Consider the following 18238-nt stretch of genomic DNA (forward strand, 5'->3'; position numbering starts at 1 on the left):
TGGGCGCTTTGTTCTTAAAAGTGAAATGTTATACAATCGCTTTCTTCAAGACATCTATAGCGGGCCCCATCTTGAGCATAAAATCCATTCAAAAACACAATGTTGTAAATGAAATTTATGATCAGATCAGCGGAAAACTGCTAGACGGCAGTTGGTCCCCGGGGAGCCGTCTTCCCTCGGAAGCAGAACTCACGGCCGCCTTTAACGTCAGTCGCGTTAGCGTGCGCAGCGCAGTACAGCGTTTTCGAGACTTGGGTATCGTAGTCACACGCCATGGTAGCGGCAGCTTCGTGAGTGAAAACTTTACGCCGCAGATGCTCAGCAACGATCCCAGACCAATCATGCATCTGAGCCGCGAAGAATTCCACGATATGATGATTTTTCGCCAAACAGTGGAATTTAAATGCGTTGAGTTAGCGGTAACACATGCCACCGATGAGGATATGCGCCATCTCGAACAAGCCCTCAACAACATGCTCATCAACAAAAGCGATTATAAAAAATACTCGGAAGCAGATTACGAGTTTCATCTTGCCATCGTCAGGGCATCGCATAATAGTGTGTTCTACAACGTAATGAACTCGATTAAAGACATTTATTACTACTATCTTGAGGAGCTTAACCGCGCATTGGGTATTACTCTTGAGAGTGTCGAGGCACATATCAAAGTATACATGTCCATTAAAAACAGGGACGCGCGTACGGCTGTAGAAGTCCTTAATGAAGCGATGTCTGAAAATATTATCGCCATCGAAAAAATCAAATCATCGGCAAACGACACCGATCAGTCGATACGCTAATTAACGTCCCCGTTTCTTTTGGGTGCCAAACGCGCCAAAATCATCACAGCATCGTCCCCTCAACCGTCATAAGCACCTTCACCCCATATTTACCCAACCTACATCTACGCTTTTTTAGAAGGATACCGTCGAACCGCGTTCACCTCAGTGAGCTGAGCCCACAAGAAATCAGGTTTTTTTTCCACGCCGCGGGTGTTTCACACTAAGCAACAATGACGGGAGCGTATGAATGATCAACATACGAACAATATGGTTGGTCATGACAAAGCCTGCATCCACTTTCATCGCCAATGCAGCATAAGACATCGACTCCACACTGCCGGGAGCCCAGGAAAGCACGAGGATATCGAAGGAATACCCTATCAACTCGGATGTAGCCCAAGCCATCAAGAGTGTAACCCCAAGGCTAATAGTTACAAGCTGCAATGACGCCCACAGATGACGTAGAAACTCGTCCAGCGGAAAGGCAGTAAAATAGTGACCAATAAGCATCCCCATAAGCACCATACCCAGTTGGTTAATAATATCCGGTAAAACAAGCAACTCAGGCGAAAAAGCGTGGAGCAATGCGGCGCAAAATAAGGTGGTCAGCATATACGGTGCTGGAATATGCCAGTGTTCAAGCACCTTACCCAAGATGAACCCGGTGAGAACTATACTGGCTAGCCATACCCCATGTACTGTCAACTGCGTCGGTGGTGAAGTCATTGACTCTACATTATCAAATCCGACGATAATCCCAGCGAGCACGGTAAGTGTGATTAGACGCAACGAATGGGAAATCACAATCTTCTGCGGTGGCGTCTTCGAAAAATCGGCCAGTGCCAACACTGCAGCCATAGCCCCAGGTACTGCGCCCAACAGAGCCTCTTCTTTGCTCCAATGCAGGCGTTGAATACACCACCGATAACAAAGGGCAAATTGCAATGATAAGCAGATGCATAGGGCGCACAGCAGGCCGATAACACCGGTAGTTTCACCGAAAGTCATTTCCCTAAACATTAGACCGATGGAAGAACCCAGAGAAATTTGTATAAACACCATAGAATTAGGAATAGTGCTTATACGCAATGAAAAACGGCTGAGAAGAATAATAAGCGCTATGGGGCCAAACATCATTCCTAATGGAATATTGATAAGCGCCAGTAACCATCCAGCCAAGGCACATAATAAAAAACCGCCCACCAGCCCCATGCCCTACTCCTGATAAATATTAATATCCAAGATCCGCTGCATGCGGGGTGTCATTCCAGCGACTGACTACCGCCAACTTAGCTTGCTCATGAAGAATATCTATATTTCCAACGGTGAAAAATTCGCCCACTGTCATCTGTCCGATACATTTGACATTCGGCACTATGGTGTTATTTACGCTGATGACACTAAGGGTTTCAGGGCAGATACGAATCCCCCCGAACGGATGAGGAACGCCTATTCCTCTGCTTATCAGCCGACCTATCAATGGGTAATGGTAAGGACAAGCACTAATCCCGCTGGCATTGATAAGTTTATTCACTCGCGGGCCCTGGACGCCTGAAACAGAGAGGGTAAATCCATCAGGATTCGGTGTGATGGAAATATCACCGTGCAGATGATCTAGTTTACCAGTGGAAAACAGTTGTTCCACACGCAGAGCATTAGGGATAGCAATAGGAACGCGCAATTGCTGCCAGCGCGACTGCCAACGAGCAATAAAACGAGCTCTCTGGGTCAAGCTCAGTCGACGCCAAGCATGGCTAACTGAAATATTGAGTGCGAGAAGAATACTCATAGCAGTAATGCTCGGCTGAGCATTGCGCAGAAAATCACTCAAAGAACAACGCTGGGCCGCAAACTCCAGGCGTAATAGTCGAAAGAGTTGGTGAAAAGCAATATTGCCCGAGACGAAATATAAACGATCGATATTTCTGGGAGTAAACCGCTGTGGTAACACGTTGTGGTACCCGGCAATTCGCCTCGGCAGAAGTCCTTGACGGGAGATGAAATAGAGCTTCCTGCAATGTGGTGCCAATGCAATGGCAACATCGTGGGCTGATAAACGACTTCCGATAATACCGACACTCTCCCCGGGTAGAATACGCAGGTTCCGGATCGGCCATGCAGATTCGAAATACCCAGCGTGCAGTGCCACACCGTAGGGATCTCTTTGCTGAGTGGTGCCAGTACATAAAAAGCAACGTGAAAACAGCGCATTTTCTCCACTTTGAGTGTATATCCTTACCCCTCCAGCCTGGAGTGTCAGATCGACAACCATTTTTGGCACAAAACGCAATATTATGCCGCGCTGACGAGAACGTTGCTTGCACAGTATGAGTTGATAACGTAGGAACTGCCCAAAGTAGGTACGAGGAACAAACTGGTCGTCTGAGTGCTGAAGGTGAGTTTGATATTGCTTTAGCCAAGAGCCAAAATCACCAGCCTCGCGAAAATACATCGTTTTCACCGGACGATTGAGTAAATTAGTGCAAACGTCATCACCAAACGCGTGACCAACAGCAAGCGTTTCCGGTGTATCGAACAATGTAATGGCTGAGATCTCCTGATCAGGCAGTTCCAATAAGCGAAACAGAACGGAAAGACCGGCATATCCGCTTCCGACGATGGCATAGTTTTTCATATGTCGCTTGTCCACCGGGTATTTTCTTCCACCCAGTTTGCCAGATAGCACAGATTTGCATTTACCTCATGGCTGTCCCGGCCTTCTACAATAGCGCTAACCACCTCCCCATTAGTGAATTTCATGGCATCGTAATGCTGCCCCACCACGCCAGTGACACGATATTTAAGCACGAAAGGGAATGGGCATTCCTGTGGGATAGCCACCAATGTTCCATTTTGCGGTGGCACATTGAGCTGGCCCACCAGCCTGAGAGGTGAACGTTGTGTCAGATTTTCAGGATAATGCTGGTTCAGACGAGCATCAAGCCAAGTCATTCTAGGATCTAACCCGAACGCAGCCCCGAGTTCCTCATTAACAAAGCATCCCCCGAGACGACACGCAAGCTCACCAAAAATAATATGCTGAGACTTATCAACAAATACCTCTAAATGGAACAAAGTGTCATTGGGCGTAGGGAATATTTCTTCCAAGAGGTATCGCGTATAGCCAGTCAGTTGCTGAAGCAGGTAACTATTGCATTCCATCACCAGTCCCAGCGATTCACCAGACAAAAAATCCAGACAGGAGACATTGGCTCGAGAAGCAGAAATAAAAATCGGCCGCCCACACAGATATAAGCCGTTAATTTGGTAAGCGTGGCCTTCAATAAACCGCTCTATTAGCAAATTGTGAAAATGCAAGGGCGTTATCATTTGTAGACAGGCTTTCAATTGATTGTCGTTACGTATAACAACAACATTCTGTGAGCCCCTACCATCAGTCGGTTTTATAACACTGGGATAACCGTGGGTTTCTATAAATAAGGCGATATCTGTAGCATTTTTGACGAGAGCCATCTCCGGTATCGCTACCTGGTACTGCTGCACCAGAGATTTCATTAAAAATTTGTCGCGAAAATAGAGTGCCTCTTTGGCAGACTGATGAGTAAGGCCCAAACGGTCGTTAATACGCGCGGCTCTCAGTACATCGACTTCTGCCAAAAAATGGACTTCTTTCACTGGATGGCACTTGGCATAATCATAGAGATCCAGTTCCACCATTGGGTTATCGTTGAAGTCATCGTAGAAACGAACAACGAACAGATCACCAAGATGGTTCATCACGTCAATGCGATGTTCGCTGCAAGTGGCAAATACGAGCGGAGTATTCCTCTGCAAAAACGCCCACTCGGACCGTTGATGTTGAAGAATAATTTTAGCAGGGCATAATAAAATATTCATCACGACACTCGATCATCAAAGGTGATGACAAAAACATCGCGATATCCCTTTCCCGGTAATAGTGGAACTATCGCTGAAGTATAATGTAGATAATTAACATCATTAAAAACCACCGCTTCCCCTTCATTTAGTTTGAACGTCACCACTTTAGCGGTGTCTTTATCACAAGGGATAAGTGTAGTATCTCCTCCAGAAACATTATTTAATTCGATACAACACACCGATATATAGGTAAAACCGTCCTGATGGATGCCTTCAGGGGCTGGGTGACCGATATTTAAACTATCTGTAGTGATACGAATCTGATGAATGCCTATTTGATATTCCTTATCTGGCAAAATTGGGACAAGACGGGAAATAATTGAATCAAAAACAATATCAGCAACATCAGGCACCAAGCCTGCATATTCACGTTTAACTCCACCAGAATAACAATTTAGATGCGAAGGCTGATAAAATGGCATGTTTGAGTTAAGATAACTAAATTGTTGAGATTTCAAAACAGCTTGCTGATAACAGCGAAACCGAAAATGACTGTCCTTGGGTTTCAACCAAAGGTCGGGTGGTAAATCATTAAAGCTATCTTTCAAAAAACGTGGAATATCACCTACAGGTAAGAACTGATAATATTGCATATATTATTCGTCCATGTGTGAGATCAAAGTTTTTGGAAATTTATATTTCATACAAGACAATCCACACCATAATATGAACTTATTTTATCCATCTAAGTTCAACACCTAGTTAACAGCATTCAACCTTTTTCAATTATGACCAAGAAATCAAGCCACACCGCTGTAGACTCAACGCAGACGATCGGCAGAGTGGAACGCAAACACTCCCCCCAATCCTGCGGTCGAGGCCATCGATCAAGGTAACAAGCATTGGGTCATCGAGAATGAGCGTCCAGAGATGCCAGTACGCCTAGACAATTTTTTCCATGTTACTGATGCAGCTTCCCCCTGGCATCCATGGCAATCAACAGCACGGATGAGAGAATAAGCAGCGTGCCAAGCCAGTCCGGCAGCGTGAAGGTAATGCCCAGCAGCAGCAAGGACAACACCGCACTGGTCAGCGGCTCCGCACAGCTGAGAATACTGGCCTTCTGGCCGCCAATCAGCGATGCGCCCTTGAGATACAGGCTAAACGTCACGGCGGTACCCACGATAATCAGGTAGAAGAAGGCAAACAGGCCCAGGCCGTTAACCGCAATATTCTCTTCCGGCAGCAGGAAGAACGGCATCATCGATACCCCGGCAATAAACATGCTCCACCCCACCACCAGCAACGTGCCGTGCCGGGATATCAGGCCCGAGGAGTAAGTGGAATAGAAGGCGGCAGCAAAGGCGGAAGCAATACCCCAAATCAGCGCCGCAGGCGAGATCGACAGCGATGTCGGATTACCGTGCGTCACCAGTAAAAAAGTGCCCGCCAGCGAGGTCAGTATCGCAGCGCACACGAACACACCCGGCAACTTTTTCCGCGTCAGCGCAAACCAGGTGACAATCACCGTCGGGGAGAGAAACTGGAGGATAGTCCCGGTTGCCGCGTTTGATTTTTCAATCGTGACCAAAAAGGTAAACTGCACCGTCAACGTACCGCACAGGCTGAAAATAAATAACTTGATGGCCTCTTTCTTCTCGCTGAACACGCTGAAAACCGGCTGGCCTTGCAAGAAACCGAGCATTAACAGAATGATGCCGGAAAACAGCAGACGCGACATTGTCAACCAACCGGCCGAAATGTGCAGATGTTCCATCAAGTATTGGGCGCAGACGCCGGAACTGCCCCACAGGATGGAGGCGATTAGCACGTACAACATGCCTTTTTTGGCAAGACTCATCACAACCTCATGGTGGAATAAAACGGAGTAAGGCGACACTTATCAATCACGCTCGCTGCACGCGACCAATACGCTATCGCCCTATGCCCTACACCATACTGAAGATAGACAGCCTTTTCGATGGAAAAGCCGAAAAAATCACAGCCATACACCAGGTTATAGCGCTTTTAGCAGCGCGAACGCCTCTTTCATCCGATCTTCACTCACCACAAAGGCGCGCAACGTGCCCTCCGCATCCATTCCCTGCGCCACCATGCCCTGCGGTGCAGTGGTAATCTGCCAGCGTAAGTCACTGCGGCCTGATTCTCCGGCCAGATGTAACGGCAGCGCCGGTGTTTTCACCTTCACCAGCATGGCGGGCAGCGCGAGCGCGGTGTTAACGCCAAGCAACGTTTTCGCCAGTGCGATAGCGCTTAGCTGGATCGGTTGCAGAAATGGCCGCACCTGCCCCGCAATTTCGGCGCAGTCGCCTAACGCATAGATATCCGCCTGGCTGGTTTGCAGCATATTGTCTACCACCACGCCGCGTCGGGTGATAATCCCGGCATGCTGTGCCAGCGCCGTTTCCGGGCACAAGCCAGTCGCGGCCACCACCACATCCACGTCACAGATACGATCGCAATCGAATCGGGCGCGAATGCCTTTCTCGGTCTGCTCCAGCGATTGCAGTTTTGCTTTCAGTAACAGGTGCGCCCCCATATCGACCAGGCAGTGTTGCAAGCGACCACTCACTTCCGGCGGCAGCAACGTTGGCAACACGCTGGCAGCGCAATCTGCCAGCGTAACCGTCTTACCGGCACGGCAAAAATCCATTGCCAGTTCAGTGCCAATCAGCCCGGCGCCTACCACCAACACCCGCCGCGCATCCTGCAACTGCGCTTCACACGCGCGGTATTCTTGCTGGCTGTTCAACGTCAGCATCAGTTCATGCCCCGGCACCGGTGGAACCGACGCGGAAGCCCCCGTTGCCAGCACCAGCTTGTCGTAACCCCACTCGCTGTCGTGACTTTTTATCCGGCGCTGTGCGACATCAATATCGGTAACCCGCGTGTTAGGGTATAGCCGTAGCTGATATTGCTCCGCAAACGCCCCCATCGACTGACGCGTGAGATCGTCGGCGCGTTGCCCTTGGCTTATCACATGGCTGAGATCGGGTTTGTTATATTCATCCATGCTGTCAGCCGCAATCAGCGACAGCGGGATCGCCGCATCCTGCTTGCGGATATTCTTCACCAATTGGCGCGCCGCGAAGCCTGAGCCGATAATAACGATACCCTGACTCATACTGCCTCCACCGCCAATTCATCAAATACCGCCTTACCCAAAGAACATTCCGGGCACAGGAAACTGTCTGGCACCTGGCTCCACGGCGTTCCGGGTGCCACGTCCTGCATCGGCTCACCGCGTGCCGGGTCATACACCCACTGGCAGACGCTGCACTGCATCTGCGGCCCCAGATCGGCAGCGGCTTTCGCTGCACAGGCGCAGGCTTCTTGTTGCGGCGTTGCGCGCACTGCCTCCGGCAACGGGGAGAGCGCCCACTGACGGCCAATTTCACGCCCGTGCTCACGGCATATTTCCAGCGCATCGATATCAGGACGCCATTTGGCCTTCAGGGCAATGGTGGTTTCGAAACCGGCATCCATCAAACGGGTTTGCACGCGATCGACCGCACCGCCATTCCAGCCATAGCTGCCGAAAGCAGAGGCTTTCTTGTTGCGAAAACGCAGCCCCGTCAACTCCTCCAGCATGCCCGCCACTTTGGGCATCATGACGTTGTTCATGGTGGAAGACCCCACCAGAACCCCCTTGGAGCGGAACACATTTGTCAGAATCTCGTTCTTATCGCTGCGTGAGATATTGAAAATTTTCACCGCGACGCGCGGGTCGACGTCGTTGATGCCCTGCGCGATAGCATCCGCCATCATGCGCGTGTTGTTGGACATGGTGTCGTAGAAAATAGTGATGCGATCTTCCTGATAATCCGCCGCCCATTTCAGATACAGCTCAACGATTTGCGTCGGGTTATCTCGCCACACCACGCCGTGTGAAGTGGCGATCATATCGACCGGCAGATTAAAGCCGAGGATCTCCGTGATTTTAGGCGTCACCAGTCGGCTGAACGGCGTCAGGATGTTGGCGTAGTAGCGCTGGCACTGCTCAAACAGTTCAGTTTGGTCAACTTCGTCGTTAAACAAGCGCTCATCGCAGTAGTGCTGACCAAATGCGTCGTTACTGAACAGCACCGCATCGCCCGTCATGTAGGTCATCATGCTATCCGGCCAATGCAGCATCGGCGTTTCCACAAACACCAGCTGTTTGCCATTGCCAATATCCAGGGTGTCGCCGGTTTTCACCACGTGAAAGCGCCATTCCGGGTGATGGTGATGACCGTTGATGGAGTCAATGGCATTGGCGGTGCAGTAGATAGGCGTATTGGGAATCTGCGACATCAGCTCGGTTAACGCGCCCGCATGGTCCTCTTCTGCATGGTTGATAATGATGTAATCGATCTGCGCCAGATCGATTTCTGCGCGCAGGTTCTGGACGAAATCGCGGCTGAACTTGTGGTCCACCGTATCGATGAGCACGTTTTTCCCTTCACGAATCAGGTAACTGTTATAGCTGCTGCCGCGCAACGTTTTGTATTCGGTGCCGTGAAAATCACGAACTTCCCAGTCACGTTGTCCTACCCAGTGGATGTTGTTCTTTACATGAATAGCCATATCAACCTCAAATTTATGCAGTGATGCGAATAAGATAGTCAGGCTATATCAATTGCCGTGCCATGTTTTTAACATGCTGTTTTTAATCTACTTGTTGTTTTTATCGAATAAATAAAATGTCATAATGACTATACTTATCACAGTCATTATGACATTCTTCATTGTCAATTTGACTGTCAGGGGTAGCCATGAGTTTTTCCGTTAACGTCTTGGCGAAGATTGCCATTGAACTGCAAAGCGGCATCGGCCATAAGGATCGGTTTCAGCGCCTTATTACCACCCTGCGCCAGGTATTGGATTGCGATGCCTCAGCCCTGTTGCGCTATGAAACGCGGCAATTTATCCCCCTGGCCATTGACGGTCTGGCATCGGACGTGTTGGGCCGACGCTTCGCGTTGGAAGCGCACCCACGGCTGGAGGCGATTGCGCGCGCGGGCGATGTGGTGCGTTTCCCCGCCGACAGCGATTTACCCGACCCCTACGATGGATTGATCCCCGGTCAGGAGACGTTGAAAGTGCATGCCTGTATCGGCCTGCCGCTGTTTGCCGGGCAGAATCTGATTGGCGCGCTCACCCTGGACGGGCTGGCTCCGGATCAATTCGATACCTTCAGTGATGAAGAGCTGCGTCTGATCGCCGCGCTAACGGCTGGGGCATTGAATAACGCACTGCTGATCGAGCAGTTGGAAAGCCAAAACATCCTGCCCGCTGCCGCTCCCGCCTTTGAAAAGGCCGCGCACACCGAGATGATCGGCCTCTCTGCGGGTATGACTCAGCTTAAAAAAGAGATTGAGATAGTCGCCGCGTCCGATCTCAACGTGTTGATTGGCGGAGAAACCGGCACCGGAAAGGAGTTGGTCGCTCAATCTATTCATCAGGGTTCAGCCCGTTGCGCAAACCCGCTTATCTATCTCAACTGTGCAGCCCTGCCGGAAAGCGTGGCCGAAAGCGAACTGTTCGGGCATGTCAAAGGGGCGTTTACCGGTGCTATCAGTCATCGCAGCGGCAAGTTTGAAATGGCTGATAAGGGCACGCTGTTCCTCGATGAAATCGGCGAACTCTCTCTCGCCTTGCAGGCCAAATTGCTGCGCGTTCTGCAATACGGTGACATACAGCGCGTGGGTGATGACCGCAGTCTGCGCGTTGATGTGCGCGTGCTGGCGGCAACCAATCGCGACTTACGCGAAGAGGTGCTGGCGGGACGTTTTCGTGCCGACTTGTACCACCGTCTGAGCGTATTCCCACTTCTGGTGCCTCCCCTGCGCGAACGCGGCGATGATGTGATTCTTCTGGCAGGGTATTTTTGCGAGCAGTGCCGGGTAAGGCTGGGGCTGACCCGTGTGGCACTCAGCCAACGTGCACACGCCCTGCTGCTTACTTATGCCTGGCCTGGGAATGTACGGGAACTGGAGCATGCCATCCACCGTGCCATCATCCTTGCTCGCGCTGAGCGGGCCGGTGATCACGTCGTGCTGGAAGCGCACCACATTGCGCAGCAGGGTGCGCCCGAGCGCCCGGTGCAGGAGAGCCAAAACGTTGCACCAACGCCCAACTTACGCCATGCCACGGAGGATTTTCAGCGCAACGTGATTAGCCAGGCGTTAGCCCAGAACGGACACAACTGGGCAGCCAGCGCCAGAGCGCTTGACATGGATGTTGCCAATCTTCATCGGTTGGCGAAACGCCTGGGGATCAAACCGTAATTCTGCACGGCCAGCGCCCTAACGCAGGGCGCTGCTTGATAATGCTGTGAGTAAAAGGAAAGCGTTATTTGTTGTTACGCACCATTATTTATTACACTGAAATAAAAACACCCGATTTAATTATTTATAACAACGACAGCCTCACACTGTCTCTTCTTTTATCATTCTCGATAAATTTGAAAAAAATGAGCACGCAAGATATCATTAAATAACATGTCCACCAGGATAAGAGTCTGCCTTTGAATATCAAACAACTGCGCTATTTTTGTAAAGTGGTTGAAACGGGAAGCGCCAGTCAAGCAGCAAAAATGCTCGATCTGGCACCTGCTGCAATCAGCATGCAAATTTCGTCACTTGAAAAAGAGCTTAACGGTGAGTTATTCAATCGTAGTTCTCGTCCAATGACCTTAACCCGTCTCGGGGAATTTATCTATCAACGAGCACCCGAGATCATCTTTAATATCGAGAAGCTTGAAAAAGATGCATGGCAATACGTTAACAGCAAATCGATTACGTTAACACTTGGGTTCGTTCGCTCCGTGATGTTTAACCTGATTCCAGAAACGATAAAATACTTCGCTGACACACACGGGCATATCGAAATAAATTTGAAAGAAGTGCTTTCCGAGTATCAGCCTGAGTTGCTATTGAACCATGAGCTTGATATCGGCTTCACACGAGAAATGGATAACGATAATTTTATTGGTCATGAACTCAATCATGAACTGATACTGATTGATCCGCTTATCGCTGCGATTCCTAAAAATCATTATTTAAGCAAGAAAAAATATATTACGCTGCGTGATTTTTGCAACTCCCCCTTTATCATTTTCCCCAGCGATCCCAAAAGCGGTTACTCATTGCGCGTATTTGAAAAATTTGATGAATACGGTATTCGCCCAGCCGTTTCACATCGCGTTGTTGAAATTCACACAGCATTGGCATTGGTGGGAGCCGGATTAGGCGTAACACTGGTGGGAAAAACCACCATTCCCAATAACCGGCAAGATATCATCTTCCTGCCAATTGAGGATTTTCGCTGCCTCAGCTATATCTACGCAGTTTATAACCCAAAAAACACCAACCCGAATATCCATGCCTTTATTGATACCATGAAAAAGATCGCTGAATAATAGGGTGAAAAAAGGGAAGCATACATTCCGCTTCCCCGGTACTGACGTTTATTATCTCAACCGCAAGGGTTAGGCGTCACAGTTTTCCATCGGTTCATCAATGGTTACCACGACTAAAAAGGTGAGTAGTGAAATGCCCGCCATAAACAGAAACACAGTATTCCAACCATAATGGTCAAGAATCAATCCGGCAATAAAGGGCGTCGCCGCACCGCCTAATTGCCCCCCCATGTTAACAATGGCATTGGCAACCGGGAATTTATCTTTGGCTACGAAAGACATGGGATAAACCATGTAGGCAGAGAAGCCAATGCTCAGCAACAAACCGGTCATAAACAACAGTAATGCACACAATACTGGATTAGCCGGCATATACAGCAGGCACAGCATCATTACCGATGTCGAAACGGCCGAGAGCAACATGCCCGGCTTTCTGCGTTTATCCAGCAGCGTATCAGAGAGGATACCGCCCAGCAGATTACCCAGCACCGCACCGACCCAAGGTGCCGCAGAGACAAACCCCATACCAACCACAGAAAGGTTTTTTTCCGACAACAGATAGGTAGGGATCCAGGCCAGCAATAGGCTGGAAATCCCTAACTGACAGCAATAGCCCAGGCCGCAACCAAACACATTCCATGAGCGATACACTTGCTGGGTTGTGGTTACTTTAGGGGTATTGCGCACCCGAATAAACCTGTCCAGGTAAGGTATCCGTTTGTAGACTTTCTTCTCCTGAACCTGCGCCGCCGTCCGCTTTTCATTGATGATGTCGACTTCCTGTTGGTTGACGAAGCTGGACTCAGAGGGCTTGTCCTTCACAAACAGGAACCACATAACCGGCAGGAGCAGTCCCGGAAGGGCAAAGAACAAAAAAACCTCTTTCCATCCCCAATGCAGGATAATAAACGAACCGATGATCGGCGTTATCACGGGGCCAAGCTTGATAGAAGAAAGAAAAATGCCGGAGGCGATGCCTTTTTCTTTCGACGGAAACCAGTTGTTAATGGTGGAGGTTACGCCAATAGGCAGTGGGCCTTCAGCAATACCTAACAACACCCGGCACAATTTAAGTTGCACAATAGACCCGGCAAATCCCGTCAGGGCCGTCGCGATGGAGGTCAGAACCATGGATGACGTGAAGACTTTCCTCACACCAAAACGCGTAATCAACCAGGCCGAAGGGATCTGGATAAAGGCATAGGCCAACAGAAACAGGCTGACAAGCGCACCGGCTTCCGCATTCGTCATGGTAAATTCTTTTCTGATAAACGGTAGTGCTACCCCCAGATTGGCCCTGTCTGCTGCTGCAATGGTATAAATCAGGAAAAATAAGAAGGCGACCCACCACCGATGATGGGTCGGTTTAACCCCTGATGCCGCCTGTTCTATATTCAGACTCATTTTCAAAACCTCATTTTAAGTCGAGAGAATCAAAGACGCGGTTCAGCTGCATCAATTCCGCTGTTGTCGCACCCTTGATAATTTTATTTTTATAGTTATTTTCTTTTTCCTCTCTCGCGTCGGAGAGTTTAATAACGTTATCAACCTGTTCGCGTTCGATGACGACCAGACCATCCGAATCGCCGACCACGATATCACCGGAACGGATAATACAGTCACCAATAATCAATGTTCCATTGAACGTGCCTGGTTGTTTTTTCTCCGTTCCTCGAATAGAGATCCCTCGGGCAAAGACAGGAAAACCAGATTCGATAATCGCATCACTGTCCCTTACCGCGCCATTAACTACCAGTCCCGCCAGACCAATATGCTGTGCTTGTGTTGTCAGCACATCCCCCCAAATACCAGCAGCCGTAAAACCATCACAATTAATAACCAGTACATCACCTTTCTTTGCATGCATTAAGGCGTAATGCACCATCAGGTTATCACCGGGACGCATGTGTAACGTTAAGGCAGGCCCCGCCATTTTCATGCCGCGAGCCAGGGGTTTTATGGCTTCAGACAATGCCCCAACAGCCCCTTGTGCTTCATAAACGGTTGCGCTTCCCAGTCGAATTAAATGTTCGACAACGGCGTCAGTCAGCGTATTTTCATTTTTCACGATATGGCCTTATTTATAAAGAGGGATTGCGTTGTAACAGGTGGTAATTATGCTTCTTTCTGGCGGCGGAAATAGACATTCCTGCCAGAGCATCCTGAACAATGCGCTCTTCGATGGCTTTCATTTCCAAAGCGCGATCAATTACCCGAGCAATATGTTTTTTACCAATCACTACCGCACCATCAATATCGGCCACCATCAGGTCTCCGTGATTCACTAATACACCACAGATATTAACGGCACCGGTTACTGCGGCAACCTGAACCCTGTCTTTGCCTGTACGCATATAATGACCGCAGGCATAGATCGGGTAATGTGCATTTATCGCCTCATCGGTATCGCGGCTTACACCATTAATAATGGTTCCGGCAATACCTTTAGCTGCCGCCACCTGACTTAAAATGCCGCCCCATACGGTACAATCCTGTCGGCCTGCATTATCAATAACAATGACATCGCCCTTCTCAACCTGATCGATATAATCTCCAACCGAGCCTGGATTATCAGGATCGACGGGAACATAACGGACTGTCCAGGCCCATCCTGCTATTTTTTGATTTCCCGTAATCGCCTTCAAACCCAGCAATGTCCCAGGCAAAGAAAAGAAATCAAGCGCATCAGCAAGTTCCGGAGTCGTCAGCGTTTTGGCCTTTGCTAAATATTCAACATCATTCATTGCGAACCTCTAAATAAAAAAACATTTCGCCATAAATATCCAAAATAGCCGCACAAGCCGCAACGGTGCATTGCTGAATCTAAGTTCAGAAAAAATGAATCTGGTTAATAAATAAATATCCCGCCCTCTGTAAAAACAAATTAAAACCATAAAATTCATAACATTAAAATAATTTGATTATATAAAAATAATTTAAATCCTCGATAGCGATAACCAAAATGTGATCCGCCGAAAAATCTTTATTATCGTCAGGCTCGACACCGCGTGATGAGGTCAGGTTAGGTTATAATTCGTTCATACGATCAGAGGCAGCAACCTTTCCCCCGTTATTCAGAGGCGATCATGACAGTGAATGAACCGGAATCATACACACTGCAAGCCATTCCTCAGCCGGAAACCTATGCCAGTGTGCAGAGCACTCCGCTTAGTGATGAAACTCAGCGAGAACGCCTACAGCGCGTCTTACGCGCCATGCGTCAGCAGGGTCTTGATGCATTGATTATCTATGCCGATAAAGAGCATGGGGGCAATTTCGAATATCTGAGTGGGTTTATTCCCCGCTTCGAAGAGGCGCTGCTGATCGTCGCAAATAATGGTGCCGCGACCTATATCATGGGGAATGAAAACCTCAAGCTGGTGCCTCACGCCCGACTGCCCGGCACCGTGTTGCACGCGCCCTGCTTCTCGCTGCCCGACCAGCCAATGCCACCCGATTTCGATCTCACCGCATTGCTTGCGCAATCAGGCATTCAGCTTTGCCAACGTGTCGGCATTGCTGGCTGGAAACACCTGAGGTTAAACGGGCCTTCAGGTCAGGCCATGTTTGATATTCCACATTTTATTTATCAAAGCATTCGGGATGCACTGCCCTCCGCCACCGCGTTGGTGAACGCCACCGGTATTTTTATTTCTCCCGACCGGGGCGTGCGCACCATCAACAACGCCAACGAACTGGCGCACTATGAATACGGGGCGAATCTGGCCTCCACCGCCATACTGAATGCGCTCAATGCAATAGAGATTGGGAAGACAGAAAAAGAGATTGCCGCCTTGCTGGCTGCCGAAGGGCAGCCCCATAGCGTGGTGACCATCGCAGCCACCGGCGATCGCTTTGAGCAAGCCCGGCTTTACCCCAGTGATAAAAAGATAGCGCTGGGTGATAAATTTTCCCTCACCACCGGTTTTAAAGGTGGGCTCACCAGCAGAGCGGCCTATGTGGTAAAACATCGCGAGATGCTGCCCACCAAAACCAATGACTATCTGGAACGTGTCGCCATTCCTTATTACCACGCCGTGGTAAGCTGGCTGACCGCGCTTCGCGTCGGGGTTACGGGCGGGGAGATCTACGCGTTAATTGAGGATGTTCTGCCCAAAGAGCGGTTTCACTGGCACTTGAACCCTGGTCATTTGGTGGCCGATGAAGAGTGGCTTTGTTCACCCATCAGCCAGAATTCCCCCATCACGCTCGCCAGCGGTATGCTGTTGCAGATCGATATTATCCCTTCGGTAGCGGGCTATGCGGGTGCCAGCATTGAAGATACGGTGGCACTGGCCGACGCAGAGCTGCGGGCCGAATTGGCCTGTGCGTACCCGGCGCTGTGGCAGCGTATTGTCACGCGCAGAACGTATCTGGAAGCGGTATTACACATCCCATTGCATGCCGATGTTCTGCCAATGTCCAATACCGTTGGTTATTTGCGCCCTTTTCTGCTGGATAAGCAAAAAGCATTGGTCTGTGGCAGATAATTACCCTGCCGTCTATGCCCATCGTGGGTTCAGTCATTATGGGATAGCGTGTTTGCTATCCCGATTGTTGCCTAAGACTAATCGTTAATAAACACGCTCACGATGTCAAAATCATAAAATTGAATTTTGAAAGAAATCAAAGGGATTATGTCATTCAGTACAGGCTCGTTCTGCACTTTGCATAAGGATGCGCCATGTTTAGTCATATCCCGAGTCACAGCCCATCGCTGCCGCCCTCTTCCCCCCTGAAAACAGAGCAACATAATCCCCGAGATGGCCGATATACAGACAACAAACCGGGCTCCTCTTGCAGAAACGTCACGGAAAATCTCAATCTTATTGCAAACAATGCGGCAACGTTAACTCGAAGCCAAGAACAAGAAACAGCGGCCCCAACTTATAAGCCAGCAGGCTCAATGAGTTATATTTCTATTGCTGAAGGACAACACTTAAGACACCTGAGAAATTTTGTAGATTCTTCTTACAAGATTTCAGGCGCTATTGATGATAAGGAACAGGTTATTCTGCAACTGAAAAACATCTACTCAGAAGAGTATCTCAATAAATCAATTGCTGGCCCTGATGAGGATATGGATGAATTAATCGATTCATTTAACAAGCAAAAACTGTATGTGAAATTTCATTTCATTGATCTGTTCTCAATTTATGACTACGGTAAGGATGGCTATGTAGATATCAATAAAACCTTATTAGCCCTTGCGCCAGGAGCCCTCAGACCGCCACACATTGCTCAACTGGCATTAACCCTACATCACTTGGCCATGAAGCAAGCCAATGATGATGAGTATTTCAGCAACGCCGTTCCCTTGTTCAGAGGGGAAGTAAGGAAAAGTGAGGATTTCGAGGATATTGAAGAGGGTGACATTTTTTCCTCACCCATCTTCTTCAGTACTTCCGACGATCAAGATGTTGCTGACTCTTTCCTCGGTGATAAGGATGCGCTAGAGCAGGGAGAAATAAATGTGCTTTATACTATAGAGAAAATTACACCTTATTCTGGCGCACACTTATCAGACATCATGGATGATAGAGAAAATGAATTTTTATTCCTCCCTGATATAAAATTCATCATTACAGAAAAAGAATTTAACGAAGAGGATAGCACACTCAACGTGACGATGAGCCAATTACCTATCAGCAAAAACGTTTTTTTCGATCAGCTAAACACATTGATAAAACAAGCCGTGTTCGCCGGTGATTTTACAAAAAAAATGAGCGACATGACATTAACCTCCCCTGGAATAAACCACCGAAACATTGAAGAATATCTGGCAACAGTAAAAACGCCTGACCAAGCTATGATGATGCTGCACCAAATAGATAAAGAGGCATCGATACGCGCTAAAAACGCAGTTAAACACACGCTGGATAATATCAGTCATGAAGCAACAACAAGTAAGAAAATGAAAATAGAGGAAGCAATAAAACCGCCTGGGGCGTCACCGGTTACTGAGCAAGATAAAAACAGGGAAATAGAGTACAGGTTGAAAAAAATAAAAGCCTTCAGGGCAGCATTAAACATGGAGAAATTAGAACAACGGCTCAGTGTTATCCGACAGTTTAACCTTGACAGCTATGCTGATGAGCAAGGCCGAGGAGATCGTAGCGAACAGGGCACCGCAATGCGTTCTCCTCACGACCACGGGAGTAAATAGGGGGAGCGATAAGACTCGGGCAGAGAA

15 protein-coding genes are annotated in these 18238 nt (G+C 48.8%); 5 read left to right on the top strand and 10 right to left on the bottom strand.

Features of this window, described 5'->3' with window-relative positions; all coding sequences use genetic code 11:
* The first annotated feature begins 71 nt into the window (after positions 1–71).
* Entirely contained in the window at positions 72–800 is a 729-nt protein-coding gene (locus J5067_RS19230) for a FadR/GntR family transcriptional regulator (protein WP_264645514.1), read from the top strand.
* A gap of 168 nt (positions 801–968) precedes the next feature.
* Here J5067_RS19230 and J5067_RS19235 read toward each other — a convergent pair whose 3' ends face one another.
* The 7 genes from J5067_RS19235 to norV all read right to left on the bottom strand — a co-directional run bounded on the left by J5067_RS19235 (position 969) and on the right by norV (position 9209).
* Complete coding sequence (locus J5067_RS19235; RefSeq protein WP_264627848.1) at positions 969–1994, bottom strand: AbrB family transcriptional regulator; 1026 nt, start codon at positions 1992–1994, stop codon at positions 969–971.
* 19 nt (positions 1995–2013) lie between these two features.
* Positions 2014–3417 (bottom strand): FAD/NAD(P)-binding protein, encoded by a 1404-nt coding sequence (locus tag J5067_RS19240; protein WP_264627847.1) that lies wholly within the window; start codon positions 3415–3417, stop codon positions 2014–2016.
* Positions 3414–4640 (bottom strand): acetyl-CoA carboxylase biotin carboxylase subunit family protein, encoded by a 1227-nt coding sequence (locus J5067_RS19245; protein WP_264651794.1) that lies wholly within the window; start codon positions 4638–4640, stop codon positions 3414–3416. The genes J5067_RS19240 and J5067_RS19245 overlap by 4 nt, the downstream gene beginning before the upstream one ends.
* The gene (locus J5067_RS19250) at positions 4640–5275 is read right to left on the bottom strand and encodes a 2OG-Fe dioxygenase family protein (RefSeq protein ID WP_264627970.1); all 636 of its coding nucleotides are present in this window, start codon (positions 5273–5275) and stop codon (positions 4640–4642) included. Before J5067_RS19250 ends, J5067_RS19245 begins: the two co-directional genes overlap by 1 nt.
* A gap of 308 nt (positions 5276–5583) precedes the next feature.
* Positions 5584–6483, bottom strand: a complete 900-nt coding sequence (locus J5067_RS19255; RefSeq protein ID WP_264645375.1) for an EamA family transporter — start codon at positions 6481–6483, stop codon at positions 5584–5586.
* A gap of 156 nt (positions 6484–6639) precedes the next feature.
* Positions 6640–7767 carry an NADH:flavorubredoxin reductase NorW gene (gene norW / locus J5067_RS19260; RefSeq protein ID WP_264651795.1) on the bottom strand — a complete coding sequence of 376 codons (1128 nt, stop codon included), beginning with the start codon at positions 7765–7767 and terminating at the stop codon, positions 6640–6642.
* Positions 7764–9209: an anaerobic nitric oxide reductase flavorubredoxin gene (gene norV, locus J5067_RS19265; RefSeq protein WP_264651796.1), complete on the bottom strand. Its 1446-nt coding sequence runs from the start codon at positions 9207–9209 to the stop codon at positions 7764–7766. Before norV ends, norW begins: the two co-directional genes overlap by 4 nt.
* Before the next feature lie 188 nt (positions 9210–9397).
* Here norV and norR point away from each other — a divergent pair, with 188 nt between their 5' ends.
* On the top strand, positions 9398–10912 hold the full coding sequence (gene norR, locus J5067_RS19270) for a nitric oxide reductase transcriptional regulator NorR (protein WP_264651797.1): 1515 nt from the start codon (positions 9398–9400) through the stop codon (positions 10910–10912).
* Positions 10913–11151: 239 nt separating this feature from the next.
* The gene (locus J5067_RS19275; protein ID WP_264628070.1) at positions 11152–12045 is read left to right on the top strand and encodes a LysR family transcriptional regulator; all 894 of its coding nucleotides are present in this window, start codon (positions 11152–11154) and stop codon (positions 12043–12045) included.
* 69 nt (positions 12046–12114) lie between these two features.
* Here the strand turns inward: J5067_RS19275 and J5067_RS19280 are convergent, their stop codons facing one another.
* Genes J5067_RS19280 through J5067_RS19290 form a run of 3 tightly spaced genes read right to left on the bottom strand, consistent with a single transcriptional unit; the run spans position 12115 to position 14789 of the window.
* On the bottom strand, positions 12115–13449 hold the full coding sequence (locus tag J5067_RS19280; protein ID WP_264651798.1) for an MFS transporter: 1335 nt from the start codon (positions 13447–13449) through the stop codon (positions 12115–12117).
* Positions 13450–13459: 10 nt separating this feature from the next.
* Positions 13460–14113, bottom strand: a complete 654-nt coding sequence (locus J5067_RS19285) for a 4-carboxy-4-hydroxy-2-oxoadipate aldolase/oxaloacetate decarboxylase (protein ID WP_264627845.1) — start codon at positions 14111–14113, stop codon at positions 13460–13462.
* Positions 14114–14126: 13 nt separating this feature from the next.
* Entirely contained in the window at positions 14127–14789 is a 663-nt protein-coding gene (locus J5067_RS19290; RefSeq protein WP_264627844.1) for an RraA family protein, read from the bottom strand.
* A gap of 342 nt (positions 14790–15131) precedes the next feature.
* On the opposite strand from J5067_RS19290, the gene J5067_RS19295 reads away from it, so the two are divergent.
* Entirely contained in the window at positions 15132–16535 is a 1404-nt protein-coding gene (locus J5067_RS19295; protein ID WP_264651799.1) for a M24 family metallopeptidase, read from the top strand.
* A gap of 194 nt (positions 16536–16729) precedes the next feature.
* On the top strand, positions 16730–18211 hold the full coding sequence (locus J5067_RS19300) for a hypothetical protein (protein WP_264627586.1): 1482 nt from the start codon (positions 16730–16732) through the stop codon (positions 18209–18211).
* Positions 18212–18238: the final 27 nt, after the last annotated feature.

Source organism: Candidatus Symbiopectobacterium sp. NZEC151, from assembly GCF_025962655.1.
GTDB lineage: Bacteria > Pseudomonadota > Gammaproteobacteria > Enterobacterales > Enterobacteriaceae > Symbiopectobacterium.